Here is a 14,310-nt window from a genome sequence, read left to right on the forward strand (position 1 = left end):
TCAATCAGATAATGATATAGAGACCTATGGTGATGGAGCGGGCTGAGTGGCAGCAATCATCACCTTACTTCCTTCTTTGAGGTGGTTAATACCGTCAGTAACAACTTTTTCGCCCTCTTTCAGGCCATTGATAATGATAGTATTCTGGTCATCGCTTTCCCCCGTTTTTACCGTACGGATTCCAATGGTTTTATCGTCTTTGACGATATAGAGGAAAGCCCCGTCAGGTCCCGTCTGAACAGCGCTACCAGGAACAAGTATCACGTCATGAAGTGTTTTGACCAAAAGATGAGCATTTACGAACTCATTCGGAAAAAGTCGTTCATTCTCATTTGTGAAAATACCACGAAGACGTACAGTTCCGGTAGATGTATCAATCTGGCTATCAAGGGTTTTGACAGTGCCTAAAGCTAGTTTTTGTGTATTATCGCTGTTCCAGGCTTCGACAGACAGGATTTTGTGTGTCGAGAGTTGGTCCTGTACTGCTGGCAGATTGTTTTGTGGCAGGGTAAATATAACGGAAATAGGCTGCATCTGTGTCAGTGTTGTCAGGCCGCCTGATTGTCCGATTGTGACATAATTCCCGATATCAAGCGCCCGGATTCCGACGCGTCCATCAACGGGTGCGAGAATATGGCAGTAATAAAGGTTGAGTTTGGCATTTTCGACGCTGGCTTCATCAAACTTTACCTGTCCTTCCAGCTGTTTGACGGTGAATTCCTGGTCTTTGGCCGTCATTGCCGAGGTTGAATCCTGTTTGATAAGTCTTTGATAGCGGGCATTATCAATGCGGGCGCGTGCCAATTGCGCGCGATCAGCCTCCAGGGTACCTTCATATTGCTCAAGAGTGGCCTGGTAAGGCCGCGGATCTATGAGTTCCAGCTCATCACCGGCTTTTACATGCTGGCCTTCTTCATAATAGATCTTGAGGATATGCCCGTTGACACGAGGCGTGATTGTTACATTGGCGATAGGAACAACAGTGCCCAATAATTGTAGGATGACAGGCATGTCTCCCTTATGGGCAATAGCTATGGCCACTGCCTGAGGATGGGCGTGATCATGGTTTTTCGCAGCTCTGAAAGGGTTATGTGTAAAAACAAGCCCGCTTACGATAAGGACTGCGATTATTATGCCTAGAAGAATAATCTTCTTACGTTTTTTTGTTGTTGCTGAACGAGGCGTTACAGGGTCTTGTGCTGTCATAAAGGCCAGTGCGCTCCGGAAACAGGGTGGAGGGGGGCTTGCTGATTTACAGAAACTATAATCTGTTCTGAAAATGAATGCACCTGAAGGGAATGACTATTTTATCAGGATCTTTGAGAGGAACGCAAAATGGCCTCATCAGTCAGATTATGGTTTTCGATGGTCGTATGAAGAGTCATTATAATATCTATTCGCGCCTTGATATTGGTTACAGTAAGTTTAGCCTGATTCCTCTTGCAGTTCAGGTTAAAAGTCCCATATCATAAGAACTGTAGGATAAAGGCTGTCATTCCTGAATCTGTCTGCCTTTATCAGTCATTATGAAAAGGATTATCTCATGGTTGACTCAATCGGTACAAAAGCAGAGGGTCTTCTTGATGAGGCCAGCGGTCGCGTAAAAGATGCCGTTGGTGGTCTGACAGGTGACCTCGGTCAGCAGGTTGGAGGTAAGGCCCAGGCTTTTAAAGGCCAGGCTAAACAGGAATTCTCCGATCTTTATGATGCCCATGAAACGAAGCTTGAGGCAGCGACCAGCTTCATTCAGGACCGTCCCATCGTTTCTTTGTTGATTGTCAGTATTGTAGGACTGGTGATTGGTCGCCTTCTTTTTAGAAAACGCTGAATTTTTATAAGTTCTTTTTTTGAAAAGCAGGCTCTTGAGAGCGTTTAGGCGCTCAGGGCCTGTTTTTTATTTCTATCGTAGGTTTTTTACGGCTCAGAAAAATGGAAAGTAGCTTTTGCGCGTAAAGAGGAGAAGAGGTATTTTCTCTTTATAGATGCTTCCTTATATTAAAGAGCAGTAAAAGCTCATTTTTATGAGACTGGAATGGTTTGAAAACAGGATTTGATTTGATTTATGGAGTGGTATTACGAGCATAACGGTCAACAGGCGGGGCCGGTGTCACGGGCAGAGATCATCCGTTTGATTCTTCAGCGGCGTATTCATCCTCATACTCTGGTCTGGACACCTGAATTTGGTGATCAATGGCGCCCTGCCGCCAAGGCCGGGCTGATTGCGCCTCTGTCAGTCAAATTCATGACATCGGGAAATAAAGCTGAATCGTCTGCAGCATTGCCGGCAGTGGGTAAAAAAGCTGACCCCAGCCAAGTGCCGGTTTTATGGAGCTGGTTTATCTTGCTGCCCGGTTTGCTGAATTACCTGCTCTGTGGGCTTGCTTTTCTGAAAGGGCAGGAGCTTTTCAGAGGTTCAGTAATCGAGATTTTCTTTATCGGCATGATCCTGATGACGGCTCTGATTTTAGATCGGAAAACGCTCGTTCAATATGGCTATAAACCCCCGAGTTTTTTGTGGTTTTTCCTATGGGGGCTTTGCCCACCCTGTTATTTATGGTGCCGTTATTCTATCCTGAAAAAGGGGATAGCTCAGCTGATTATAGCCATTTTGATGTGGGCAGGTATGGTCGGCCTACAGGGTTATTATTTCTATCAGCATCCTGGCCTTTTCAGATTACAGTTTGAGCAGATTCAGGGTAGTGGGGGCCAGGCACCTTCATGGATGCAGACTCATAAGGATGGAAAACAGGGTGATTCACTCTCTTCTCCCAAAGGAACAGAAACCCAAAAGAGTCCAGAGAAAGATGGTGATTCATCAGAACAAGGTGAAATTCAGCTCTGACAATTTTTTTGGAGCGTTGCTAACTCTGTGAAAAGATTCAATTTTTCTTGACTCAAGATTTTTTTTCATTTTAGGCCTTTTCTTTCGATTCGATCTGATTCAAAACCTAAGCATAACGGTTTGATGTGCCGTCAATAACGTGATGTCTTAGGAGAGGGAATGCCGGATTACAGCCTTGAATCAGCCTATCAAGGGCTTGTGGCTGGTGTCGATGAGGTCGGGCGCGGTCCTTTGGCTGGTCCCGTTGTCGCAGCAGCCGTTGCTTTTATCTCTCCGCCCAAGGCAGAGTTGGCAGCTTTATTGGATGACTCTAAAAAACTGACAGCATTAAAACGCGAAAAAGCATTCACGGCACTTTATGAAGCTGATAATGTTTATATCGCGCCTGGTGCAGCTTCTGTTTCTGAAATTGAGATATTGAATATCAGTGGCGCGGCCCATCTGGCAATGCGCAGGGCACTGGAACGCCTGATGCGTTTAGCTGGAAGGGCGCCGGTGATTGCCCTGATTGATGGGAAGCATGCTCCCAAATTTATGCCATGTCCGGTAGAAATGGTGATTAAGGGTGATGGTATCAGTCTTTCCATCGCAGCTGCCTCTATTATTGCAAAAATTCTGCGGGACCGGCTTATGTCCCGTCTTTCGGATCGTTACCCGGGATATGGTTGGGGACGGAATTCCGGGTATGGCACAGCCCTTCACCATGATGGGTTGGAAAAGCATGGCATAACGGCACATCACCGGCGTTCTTTTGCTCCTATACGTCATTTACTTCCGCTTGAGGCTTATTCTTTATGAAAGAAGATTTATTTCTTGATCAATTACTGCATGGCGAATGTATAGACGTTATGAAAGGATTGGCATCAGGGAGCGTAAATTGCATCTTTGCTGATCCTCCTTATAATTTACAACTTAAAGGGGAGTTACGTCGCCCGGATGAAACGATCGTCGATGGGGTTGATGATGATTGGGATAAATTCTCAAATTATCAGGCTTATGATGAGTTTACGAGGGGCTGGCTTTCTGAGGCACGGCGTCTGCTCGATAAGGATGGCACGATATGGGTGATTGGCTCTTATCATAATATTTTCAGGCTGGGGACAATTTTGCAGGATTTGGGCTTCTGGATCCTGAATGATATTATCTGGCGTAAAGCCAATCCGATGCCGAATTTTAGGGGCCGGCGTTTTACGAATGCCCATGAGACATTGATCTGGGCTGCCCGGAGCGAACAGAGCCGTTATTGCTTTAATTATCAGGCGATGAAAGCTCTTAATGACGATTTGCAGATGCGTTCTGACTGGTATTTGCCGTTATGCACGGGAAAAGAGCGCCTGCAGGATGATTCTGGATTAAAACTTCACCCAACCCAGAAACCAGAGAGCCTGCTTCATCGTGTTCTTCTCGCTTCTACGAAGGCAGAGGACGTCGTCCTAGATCCTTTTTGCGGGACGGGAACAACTCCTGCTGTGGCAAAAAAATTGGGGCGTCATTATCTTGGTATTGAACGCCATCTGCCTTATCTGGAAGCAGCACGTAGGCGCGTAGAGCAGGTGGAGGTTCTATCGCCTGATAAATTAGCCATTACACCTGCAAAGCGCGAAATGCCGCGTATTCCTTTCGGATTTTTTGTCGAGAATGGCGCGTTACCTGCAGGGACATATGTTTATGACCGTCAACGTCGCCTTCGGGCCTCTGTATCACCTGACGGAACATTGGTGTCAGGCAAGCAGCGTGGTTCCATTCACAAGCTTGGCGCTCAATTGACCAATGCTCCTTCCTGTAATGGATGGACATTCTGGTATTTTGAGAGAGAGGGAAAGCTTTACCCGATTGACCTATTAAGGCAGGAAACACATACTCTCAGGCAGACAGCCTGAGAGGTGGAACAGTAGAGCAGAGACGTAAGGTTTAACGTCTTTTTGTTCCGTTTTTTTCCTGTGTGATGGGGTGGGAACTTTGTGGGCCATTAAAGCCCAGAAAGCCGACACCGGGTTGGGGATGGCCACCGTCACTGACAAAATGAACTTTCTGGGCTGTTCTGGTTATACCAGCCCTTCCGGTGATAACGACCTTCTTGTTTCCCTGCTGATCCGTAATTGTCTGGTGATCTGCTGAGGTAATGAGACGTCCGTCCGGATTATAGCTCTTCATGGAAAGCAGGAGGAACATAATGTCATTACGGCCCAGATCAATTGCCAGATCTAATGGAGTCTGATCCAGGGCATTTCTGGCATTGATATCAGCGCCACGGCTTAAGGCTTCCTTGGTTGCAAGGCTTGAGCCTTTATTTACGGCATCGAATAAGGCGGCGGTGGGGTTCAGATCAAGCCGTGAATGGCTGCTATCTTCACCCCCCTGATCTGCCCCGGGAATGGCAGAAGGGGGAGCTGCGTGCTTGGCTTTTTTCTGATCTTCCGCGCGTTGCTGGGCTGCCATGGCGTCCTGCTCAGCTTCAGCTTCATCTACAGCCTGGGCGTATGCTGGGTGAGGATGAGACAGGACAAACGGCCCGCTAACCAGAAAGGTAGCGAGAATGGAGCGAAGCAGACAAGGCCTGATAGAATTGAACAAACGCATCTTCTCTTTTTAGCCTCTTCTAATGTCAGTGGCGAGTCATGAGATGTGTAAATATATAAATCATCTTTCTGGATTAGCGTCCTTCGCGCCACCAGCCAAGTGATAATAAGGACAAAACAAGAAGTAAAGCTAGCCATGCGGGTAAAAGAGGGTAAAAATGATCAGCACCAGGAAGTTTTTGCTGATGGAAAGGTAATCCTGCCCAGTCTGTTCCTGACATGATATTGCCCTGTTTAATTTCCTTAAGGTCAGGTAATGGTTTTTCCCCGAGCCAGAAAATACCGCCTCCTGATGATTCGATAAATGGAGCCAGATTCAGAGCTGTACTGCGTAAATCCTTATTTTCAACAGTTTGTGGTGTCGTATCAGCTATTGCTGTGGTTAAGTCAGCCTGCTGAATGGTCCATATTCCCAGATTATCTTTATCATTGGGCGTTAAAGTCAGAGAACCACGTAAATGATAGCGGTCATTATGCAGAGGGATCATCTTAACGTCGTAATTTTCTTGTAGGGGGGAAAGGACATTGGCGGTAAGAAAATCACGTGCAGTAAGACTATAGCGATCTATAATAATTTTATGATTTTCCAGATGAGCATTGAGTCTTTCGCTTTCCAGGTCAGGCTCCTTCATAAGCCAATGAGATAAATGTCTGAGGAGCTCCTGCTGGGGGCCGCCGCCATTTCCACCACGTGACCAAAGCCATATCTGGTCTGACAGTACCTGGGCTATGCGCCCTTTATCTGCCTTGTCGAGGAGGAGGAGAGGATCATGATCCTGGGTTGTTAAAAGGACAGATCCTCTGACATGGTCTGCCTTCAGGAAGCGGTACCAGGGTCCCCATTTTTTGCCCCATGGACCTTTCTGCGCCAATAAGCTTGTGACAGGATGTAATTGTCCGAGAGAAGAGAGTTGCGGGACAATGAAAGATGTTTTTACACCGTCGAAAGTGACATGGGCTGGAAGGATACTGCCTAAAGAGGTGTCTTGCAGACTACCTGGTTGAGCAAGCTCTTTACTTGAGATAACCAGTAATCCTCCACCTTCTCTGACGTAGTGGGTAATATTATCGATATAGGACTCAGGTAAAAGATTGGGGTTATCGAATCCATCAAGTATGATCAGGTCGAACTGGTTTATTTTTTCGACAAATAATTCATGGGTCGGAAAAGGAATTAAGGCTAATTCAGAAACAGGTGTATCATCAACCGAGTCAGGTGAACGAAGAATGACAAAATGGACGAGATCTACAGAAGGGTCCGCTTTCAGTAAATTCCGCCAGACACGAGCACTGGAAGATGGCGCACCAGAGACCAGCATAACTTTGAGGTGATTTTGTATTCCCTGAATAGATACGACCACCCGATTATTCAGCGATGAAACCTCACCTGGTAAATCGGAGCTAAAGAGTTCAAGCAGGTTTACGCCGCTATGAGAAATTTTTAGCGGAATATCAAAAATCTGGCCAGTCGTGCCTTCGGCGAGAGGCTGGGGCTGGTCATTATTCTGTCTGCCATAAATTTTTACTTTCTGTGGTGTCTTACTGCCCAGATCATTGATGCGGATACGGATATGTACCTCTGTCCCAACCATTCCATAGGGTGGAGCAGAGAGGATTTGCATGGTGCGGTCTGTTTCTTCACCCTTGGCTGTGAGCAGTAAATGAACCGGTAACGGATGAAGCCTGGAGGCAGGCAGTACTGTCTCCAATGAGGAGGGGATGTCATGATTCATACCATCTGTCAGCAGAAAAACAGCTGACAAATCGGGATGATTCTGAGCTTCCTGCCTGAGTGTTTCGAAAAGGCGGGTCTCTTTACTTTCAGGACTGGAAATAAGGATACGATGCGTTGTGATACCGGGCAGTAAATGCAGCTTGTTTTCCAACGCGTTGGCAGCCTCATCTGCTAGCTCCTGCCTATGGTTGAGTGCCATTGAGGGACTGTTATCAATGGCAATAAGCACATTTTGTGGCTGCGTCTGATAGCTCGCCTGGCGTAAACCAGGGCCTGCCAGAAAAAGGGTTATAAGAAAAAGTGCCAGGGCTTTAGGGATCTGTCCCTGAACCTTCCTCAATAAGCCTAAAAAGGCAAAAATGAAAATCAGAACGCTGAGCGTAATCAATAGCCAAAGAGGCAGGGAAGGAGACCAGGTCAGACTCATGGTTCTTCAGACTCCGGGTCGGACAGGTTTTCTTCATTCTGGCCCTGATCAGTACGAAGTGGTGTTTTCCCGCCAAGTCTTTTCAGCATTTCCGGGTAAAAACGCTGATCATATTTATAATTACCAGTCAGGGCATAAATAACGACATTCATACCAAAGCGATATGCGTGGGCGCGTTGTTCCTCATCATCAGGGATGACGGCATAAAGCGTGTGGCCTTCATCATCAATGGCCCAGGCATGTGCCCAGTCATTATTGCCGATGATTATTGTGCTGACATCCTCACCCTCATCAAAATGCGTTCGGGTACTATAGACACTCTGGCCTGTAATACGGCCGGGAAAATCATGTAGAAGATAAAAAGTCCGGGCGATGAGGGAATCGCCAGTCAAGACATCCAGAGATGGAATTGGCATGTGGTGACTGATCTGATTCAGAATGTCTTTAATTGTGCCCAGATTCGTCTCATTGATAATTGTGCCTGCACCCATTTCATCAATCAGAAGCAGGCCATTATGGGTTATGTAATCATTCAGGGCGGCTGCCTGCTGGTCATCAATATGTGTTGAAGCAGAAAGGGGCCAGTAAAGAACAGGATAAAAAGCAAGATTATCCCGTCCAGGTACAACACCGCGCGCAGGGCCGAGATGCGTTGTGCTACGTTGATTAATATAACGTGTCAGCCCGTTCAGTCCTTCTTGAGAAACCTTATCCAGATCAGAGTCTCCTGAAAGAATATAACCAAGACCTGGCTGCAAAGCTTCAGAAGGGACTGGAATAGCCAATGCAGGATGATACAAGCCTATAGGGCAGAGGATCGCGAGAAGCATTGCTCGTGAGGCATGTCTCCAGATACCAGCTTTTGTGAAGCTGAAAATCATATCAATGAAAAACAGGACCAATGCGCATAAAAGAAGGAATGGCCCCAGGAAGATGCGTGATGGGCGGAGATCAGGTTTTGTCAGCGCGCCCAAGGGAGCTTCTTTTGGAAGTGGCCCTTCTTTCTGAATGAGATTTAAAGGAATATTTACAAGGGGTGTTCCGTAAAACCCGGCTGGATGCTCAGCGCTGACAGTAACATTTTCATTGATTTTGAAAGGCAGTACAAAAGGTGCGGGACTGCCTAACCTACCTTCAGGAGAAAGGATTTTCCAGGCACTTAGCTGATGTTCCATATTATCCGAAGAGAGGTTTAATGACGAATCATCACGAGGGGTATGCTCGACTAGCCGTTCCAATATTTGTGGGAACAGGCCGGAAAGTGGCAGATTCGACCAGTTTGCTGTTGGCGTAATGTGAAAAAGGATAATACGCCCTTTTTCTTCCTGCCGGGTGGTGATGAGGGGGGTGCCATCCTTGAGGGATGCCCATACATGGTGAGGAAGATCTTCTGAAGGTTCGGCAATTAATTGTCGTCTGACAGTAACATCCTGGCTGATTGATAATCCTGAGAGAGGCGTATTATCGGCAAAAGGCGCCAATGTCTGTGGAGAGTTCCATGACATGGTTCCCCCTAGGGAGCGGGCTTCTGGCAGCAAGGGAACCGTCATCAGGGCGTGGGCAATGGCATCGTCAGGATTGGCGGCGGTTTTGGCGAGTTCCGGCCCTGCGAAGCGGATGAGGATCCCCCCTTTTTTTACCCATTCTAGCACTATTTTACGTGTATCGTTGGTATCAAGTGCTTCGTCAGGGGCAATCAGTACAGAAACAGGGTGTTCCTTAAGAAGCACCGGAGTAATGTTCTGACTGTTTATGAAGTCTTTCAGGGCGCGTTTAAGATAAAAGACGTTTCCTGTCAGAGGTCTGTCGTCTCCGTTCTGACGGAGTAATCCCACAGTGAGGAGAGATGAGGGAGCTTTGAGCAAGGAAAAGCCTGCGGGAGAAGGAACACCTGGTAAAGTCAAGGCCTGGAGAGAGGGATAAAGGGCAGAGTCTATGGTAAGGGTCTGTAATTTATTACTTTGAAGTGACCAGTTTGCCAGAGTGGTAAAGAGACCATTATTTGCCAGGGTGAGGCCTTTGAGGGAGAATGTCCTTGGAGAACAATTTTCCATTGTCTCGGCCATGACCTTGATTTGTGTATTGTGAAGAGCTGCATAGAGTCCGATGAGGGAGCAGTCAGGCCAGCGTATGTCAGATATATGAGCGCTTTCCGAAAGGGTGCGGCGCAGGATGGAGTCAGCCTGCTGGGCTAGACCGTCTGAAATGACGGCAGTTTCCGCTTCTTTCATAAAATCATGCAGGGGAGCGCGCGATAAGAGCCATGCGAGATGAGAGCGGTCAGAAGGCCAGGGAGAAGGTTTTAATTGATGGATGAATGTTTCAAATTGTTGTGGGTCAGTTGTCTGAAATGGCTCCGGCCATAGTCCGTTTTCTCCTTTCGCGGTGAGAAGAAATGTAACCATTCCATCATGATGCAGGGTTTGCAGCCCGAGATGGAGAGCTGCCTGCTGGCGTTCACTCCATTGAGGCATGGAGGCCCAGCCATTATCCATAATAAGCAGAAGTTTCCGCGCAATATGCCCTCTATGTGGGGGTGTTTTATATAGTCCGGCCAGACCGAGGATCAGGCAGGCTACGGCAATCAGGCGTAGAAGCAGGAGCCACAGAGGCGTGTGGGTGGCCTTTTTCTGGTGAATGGAAAGTCTTTTGAGCAGAATGAGAGAAGAGAAAGACTGTAAATGGGCGCGTGGCGGCAGCGAGCGTATCAACCACCAGAGTAGAGGTAGGGTAACGAACGAAACCAGAATCCATGGAGAAAGGAAACTCATGCCTTATCTCCAATCATGGTCTGCAGAGCTAACAGGGATGGAAGAAGGGGGGATTCATTATGGTGTAAATAATAGAAAGCACCGGCAAGTTTATGACTGATCTGTGATAATCTTTCAGAGCTTTGATGTAATATTGTCTGATATTGTTTCTGTATATCCTCATTGATGCTCAGATCCAGAGTTGGTTCATTTTCCTGACTGGTGAATTTTAAAAACCCCTTATAGGGAAATGAACATTCTGCTGGGTCAAGGATTCTGAAAAAAACTGTTCTGCCGGGGCGTTTCTGGCATTCCAGAGTGAGTTTTTCCAATAAAAAATCTTCCCAGAAAAAATCGCTAATGAGAATAACCGTAGCATGGGGGGGGATAAGCCGGAAGTTAGGAAAATCATCGTTAATCTGGCTTAGATCCAGTGCCAGTTTCGGCAGAAAATGAGAGCCGTTTACGAAACGTTTTCGTCCTGAAGTGGTAACGGATTCTCCAGCATGTAAGGCGGCCTGCCCAAGTGCCAGGGCGGCGATCATGGCTGTTTCGTATTTTGTCGGTAAATCCTGCGAAGAATGCCATTTCATTGAGGGGGAAGGATCGACCCATAAATAAAGAGGTCGCGGAAACTGTTTTTCCCGTTCCTTAACCCATAACATCATATCATCGGGGGAGCGTGCGGATTGCTTCCAATCAATAAGAGAGGCTGGCTCATACGGATTATAAGGCCTGAACTGCCAAAAATCCTCCCCTGTTCCATGCCGCTTCTGCCCATGCCGCCCTGTCTGGAGGATGAAAGCGAGTTTCCCTGCTGCCAGAATAAGGTCAGGCAGGAGAGGAAGCTCCTTTTGAGAATTTGAAGGGGCTTTCTTTTTCTTTCGAATGCGGTTGAGAAAAGAGAAATGGCGTAACACGTCAGCGTGATACTCCGGTTATGAGAAACGAGACAGGTGGTTCTGGATGATTTGTGTAGCACTCATTCCTTCAGCCTGTGCGGCAAAGGACAAGCCAATGCGATGAGACAGGACGGCGGGAGCAAGAGAATAAACATCGTCCAGATCAACTGAAAGACGGCCATTTAATAAGGCACGCGCGCGTGTCGCCATCATCAGGGCCTGAGAGGCTCTAGGGCCGGGGCCATAATCAACGGATTGTTTTATAATGTCAGAGGCGGTTTCATCTTGTGGACGAAGCCCTCTTACGAGAGAGAGGATAACCTCAATAATTTTTTCACCGACCGGAAGTTTGCGCACAAGATTCTGGGCTTCAAGTAAACGTTCTGCGCTTAAAATGGTTTCGGGCTCAAGCTGGGTGGTTCCAGTGGTTTGCATCAGCATATCGCGCTCTGCGTCTAATGTTGGAAAATCCATGGGGATTTGCAACATGAAACGGTCAAGCTGTGCTTCTGGAAGAGGATAAGTGCCTTCCTGCTCAATAGGGTTCTGCGTGGCCAAAACATGAAAAGGGCGGGGAAGGAGCCAGTTTTTGCCGCCTTGTGTGACAGTTCCTTCGGCCATGGCCTGCAAAAGCGCAGATTGTGTCCGGGGGCTGGCACGATTGATCTCATCAGCCAGAACAAGCTGGCCAAAAAGAGGTCCTGGAAGAAAACGAAACTGCCTTTGACCTGTCTGGTTCTGTTCAAGGATCTCAGCACCGGTAATATCGGAGGGCATCAGGTCAGGTGTAAACTGGATGCGTGAATTCTGTAGCCCCAGAATTTTGGAGCAGACATTCACCAGAAGCGTTTTCCCGAGTCCAGGAGCGCCTACCAGAAGGGCATGGCCACCTCCTAGCAGCGTGACGAGGACCTGTTCAATGACCTTTTCCTGACCCAGGACGAATTTACCGATCTCCCTTCTCAAGGCCTCGAGGTCTGGCGCGAGTGCATCAACATTATTGATAATATCCTGTCCCTGGTTCTGTATGGGGGCTTGCAGGTCAGTCACATTCTGTTCAGTCATATGCCCTCTGGATAATATCTTGTTTCATAATTTCCGGGTTCAGGATCGGAAATATAGTGCCTATCCTCTTATTAAAGCCAGAGTTTGGACCTATATCAAAGACACTTAATAGGCATTTAATGCAGAAAAGCCATAATTTGAATAAATTTTAAGCCCAGAAAGCTGTGAAGCTGGTTGTAATATTGCAAGGGAAAGGAGTGAGCATTGGGACGTAAAACGGAGGTTTCCTGCCTTTCTGCAGTTGCTGATGTATTATTGGAATCTGATTCTCCAAGAGAGACGCAATTAAATGAACCCTTTCTACCATTTCAGATTCGTCGGGATGGTGTCTGGCTTTATCGGGGTAAACCGATCAGGCGCAAAGAATTGGTCTGTCTTTTTGCCTCTTTGCTTGAGAGGGATGAAAAGGGACGCTACTGGCTTCATATGCCTGATGAATCCGGCTTGATCCATGTCGAGGACGTGCCTTTCCTCGTTACGGAGCTGGATTTTAAAGGGAAATGTGATCACAGCCAGACTCTCTGTTTCAGGACAAATATTGATGAGCTAATCTGTGCAGGGCCTCGACATCCTTTATTATGTGACTGGGACCATCCGGTTGAAGAAGGCATTGTTCCTTACCTGCAAGTGCGCAATGGCGAGGGAAACGAGCCAATCCTGGCGCGGGTCAGCCGTGCAGTGTTATTGGAATTGTCTGCCCTGGCTAAGCCTGGTTCTGTAGGAGGGAAAGCCTGTCTTGGTGTGTGGAGTCAGAACTGTTTCTTCCCGCTTTCGCGTATATCACTCAAAGATTAGTTCATATTAAAAGAGACTTTCATGAAAAAGGAAATCAGAAACCTGCCAGGGTATGCAGGACTTGAATGTCTCTGGATGGCTTTACCGAATGCGCGCCTTGTTGGTGGTTGCGTGCGTGATCTTTTAGCGGGTCGTGAGGTTCACGATATTGATCTTGCTGTACCATGTGAACCTGAAGAGACGATGAGGCAATTAGGAGCTCATGGGATCAGGACCATCCCTACAGGTCTGGAGCATGGGACGGTGACAGCACTTATTGCTCATGTGCCTTATGAAATTACAACCTTGCGGCGTGATGTGGAAACTGATGGCCGCCACGCGATTGTGGCCTGGACTGATAGCTGGATTGAAGATGCGGAGCGGCGTGATTTTACCATCAATGCCATGTCGTTGGATCAATATGGGCGGCTTTATGATTATTTTGGTGGTCAGGAGGATCTAAAACAGGGTCGTGTACGCTTTGTCGGAGAAGCCCGGAAAAGGATAGAAGAAGATGCTCTGAGGGCATTACGGTTTTTTCGCTTTCAGGCAAGATACGGTCGGGGTAAGGCAGATGAGGAAGCGATGGCAGCAATTCATTACCGTCGCGCCTTGGTACATTCTCTTTCCATTGAGCGGGTTGTCTCAGAGTTTTTCAGAATTCTTGAGGGTCCACAATTATGTCCAACCCTTTCCCTGATGGAACAGTCAGGTTTGCTGAAAGAAATTCTGCCCGATGCTGATCTCTCTTTTCTAGAACGTTTGTTAAATTGCCAGTCTCCCCCTCATGCCTTGACGCGTTTATTTGCATTGACTCCAGATCCCTCTCTGGGAAAGCATTTTAAATTATCGCGTATACAGCAGGCAGCGTTACAGGCTTATGGGCAGGTAGAACCCCGTCTTTTTCCCGAAGCTTCCGAGGATGAGCTACGACGTTTGCGGTTTGGGCAGGATCTTTCCGTTCTGATAGAGCGTTCCTGGCTTATGCAGGCACATGATGTTGGACAGGAGAGCGCATTATGGTCACGTTTTCGGCAGCGTCTGGCAGCGCTTCCACAGCCGGTTTTCCCTTTGGCGGGGAAAGATGGGTTAGCATATGGGCTGAAACCGGGTCCTGAACTGGGCCTATGGCTAAAAAAAACACAGTCATGGTGGCTTGAACAGGGATGCCGCCCGGAGAAAGAAGATTGTCAGAGATGGCTGAAAGAACAGCTTTCTTTCAATGATTAAAGTGGC

At 47.5% G+C, this 14,310-nt stretch carries 12 protein-coding genes; 6 read left to right on the top strand and 6 right to left on the bottom strand.

Annotated elements, in window-relative coordinates; all coding sequences use genetic code 11:
• Positions 1–24: 24 nt before the first annotated feature.
• Positions 25–1,206, bottom strand: a complete 1,182-nt coding sequence (locus AC3B6P_RS04295; RefSeq protein WP_489804887.1) for an efflux RND transporter periplasmic adaptor subunit — start codon at positions 1,204–1,206, stop codon at positions 25–27.
• 337 nt (positions 1,207–1,543) lie between these two features.
• Between AC3B6P_RS04295 and AC3B6P_RS04300 the strand changes: the two genes are divergently transcribed.
• The 4 genes from AC3B6P_RS04300 to AC3B6P_RS04315 all read left to right on the top strand — a co-directional run bounded on the left by AC3B6P_RS04300 (position 1,544) and on the right by AC3B6P_RS04315 (position 4,722).
• Positions 1,544–1,828, top strand: coding sequence for a CsbD family protein (locus AC3B6P_RS04300; protein WP_489804888.1), 285 nt, complete (start codon positions 1,544–1,546; stop codon positions 1,826–1,828).
• A gap of 234 nt (positions 1,829–2,062) precedes the next feature.
• Positions 2,063–2,842, top strand: a complete 780-nt coding sequence (locus tag AC3B6P_RS04305; RefSeq protein ID WP_489804889.1) for a DUF4339 domain-containing protein — start codon at positions 2,063–2,065, stop codon at positions 2,840–2,842.
• Positions 2,843–3,001: 159 nt separating this feature from the next.
• Positions 3,002–3,640: a ribonuclease HII gene (gene rnhB / locus AC3B6P_RS04310; protein ID WP_489804890.1), complete on the top strand. Its 639-nt coding sequence runs from the start codon at positions 3,002–3,004 to the stop codon at positions 3,638–3,640.
• On the top strand, positions 3,637–4,722 hold the full coding sequence (locus AC3B6P_RS04315) for a site-specific DNA-methyltransferase (protein WP_489804891.1): 1,086 nt from the start codon (positions 3,637–3,639) through the stop codon (positions 4,720–4,722). Before rnhB ends, AC3B6P_RS04315 begins: the two co-directional genes overlap by 4 nt.
• A 31-nt stretch (positions 4,723–4,753) precedes the next feature.
• Here AC3B6P_RS04315 and AC3B6P_RS04320 read toward each other — a convergent pair whose 3' ends face one another.
• The 5 genes from AC3B6P_RS04320 to AC3B6P_RS04340 form a co-directional block, all read right to left on the bottom strand.
• The gene (locus AC3B6P_RS04320) at positions 4,754–5,422 is read right to left on the bottom strand and encodes an ankyrin repeat domain-containing protein (protein WP_489804892.1); all 669 of its coding nucleotides are present in this window, start codon (positions 5,420–5,422) and stop codon (positions 4,754–4,756) included.
• A gap of 73 nt (positions 5,423–5,495) precedes the next feature.
• Positions 5,496–7,583: a VWA domain-containing protein gene (locus tag AC3B6P_RS04325; RefSeq protein WP_489804893.1), complete on the bottom strand. Its 2,088-nt coding sequence runs from the start codon at positions 7,581–7,583 to the stop codon at positions 5,496–5,498.
• Positions 7,580–10,354 (bottom strand): DUF4159 domain-containing protein, encoded by a 2,775-nt coding sequence (locus tag AC3B6P_RS04330; RefSeq protein WP_489804894.1) that lies wholly within the window; start codon positions 10,352–10,354, stop codon positions 7,580–7,582. Before AC3B6P_RS04330 ends, AC3B6P_RS04325 begins: the two co-directional genes overlap by 4 nt.
• Entirely contained in the window at positions 10,351–11,253 is a 903-nt protein-coding gene (locus AC3B6P_RS04335; RefSeq protein WP_489804895.1) for a DUF58 domain-containing protein, read from the bottom strand. Before AC3B6P_RS04335 ends, AC3B6P_RS04330 begins: the two co-directional genes overlap by 4 nt.
• A gap of 18 nt (positions 11,254–11,271) precedes the next feature.
• Positions 11,272–12,300, bottom strand: coding sequence for an AAA family ATPase (locus tag AC3B6P_RS04340; RefSeq protein WP_489804896.1), 1,029 nt, complete (start codon positions 12,298–12,300; stop codon positions 11,272–11,274).
• Positions 12,301–12,555: 255 nt separating this feature from the next.
• Between AC3B6P_RS04340 and AC3B6P_RS04345 the strand changes: the two genes are divergently transcribed.
• Together AC3B6P_RS04345 and AC3B6P_RS04350 are read left to right on the top strand one after the other, a co-directional pair.
• Positions 12,556–13,095 (top strand): DUF1285 domain-containing protein, encoded by a 540-nt coding sequence (locus AC3B6P_RS04345; RefSeq protein WP_489805543.1) that lies wholly within the window; start codon positions 12,556–12,558, stop codon positions 13,093–13,095.
• Positions 13,096–13,116: 21 nt separating this feature from the next.
• Positions 13,117–14,304 carry a CCA tRNA nucleotidyltransferase gene (locus AC3B6P_RS04350; protein ID WP_489804897.1) on the top strand — a complete coding sequence of 396 codons (1,188 nt, stop codon included), beginning with the start codon at positions 13,117–13,119 and terminating at the stop codon, positions 14,302–14,304.
• Positions 14,305–14,310: the final 6 nt, after the last annotated feature.

The sequence above is a fragment of the Aristophania sp. ESL1142 genome (assembly GCF_058107345.1).

Excerpts from the sequence above, each read along its gene's own strand:
- AC3B6P_RS04305 (WP_489804889.1), top strand. The coding sequence starts at position 2,063 with ATGGAGTGGTATTACGAGCATAACGGTCAACAGGCGGGGCCGGTGTCA.
- rnhB (WP_489804890.1), top strand. The coding sequence starts at position 3,002 with ATGCCGGATTACAGCCTTGAATCAGCCTATCAAGGGCTTGTGGCTGGT.
- AC3B6P_RS04325 (WP_489804893.1), bottom strand. The coding sequence starts at position 7,583 with ATGAGTCTGACCTGGTCTCCTTCCCTGCCTCTTTGGCTATTGATTACG.
- AC3B6P_RS04340 (WP_489804896.1), bottom strand. The coding sequence starts at position 12,300 with ATGACTGAACAGAATGTGACTGACCTGCAAGCCCCCATACAGAACCAG.
- AC3B6P_RS04300 (WP_489804888.1), top strand. The coding sequence starts at position 1,544 with ATGGTTGACTCAATCGGTACAAAAGCAGAGGGTCTTCTTGATGAGGCC.
- AC3B6P_RS04295 (WP_489804887.1), bottom strand. The coding sequence starts at position 1,206 with ATGACAGCACAAGACCCTGTAACGCCTCGTTCAGCAACAACAAAAAAA.
- AC3B6P_RS04315 (WP_489804891.1), top strand. The coding sequence starts at position 3,637 with ATGAAAGAAGATTTATTTCTTGATCAATTACTGCATGGCGAATGTATA.
- AC3B6P_RS04330 (WP_489804894.1), bottom strand. The coding sequence starts at position 10,354 with ATGAGTTTCCTTTCTCCATGGATTCTGGTTTCGTTCGTTACCCTACCT.
- AC3B6P_RS04350 (WP_489804897.1), top strand. The coding sequence starts at position 13,117 with ATGAAAAAGGAAATCAGAAACCTGCCAGGGTATGCAGGACTTGAATGT.
- AC3B6P_RS04320 (WP_489804892.1), bottom strand. The coding sequence starts at position 5,422 with ATGCGTTTGTTCAATTCTATCAGGCCTTGTCTGCTTCGCTCCATTCTC.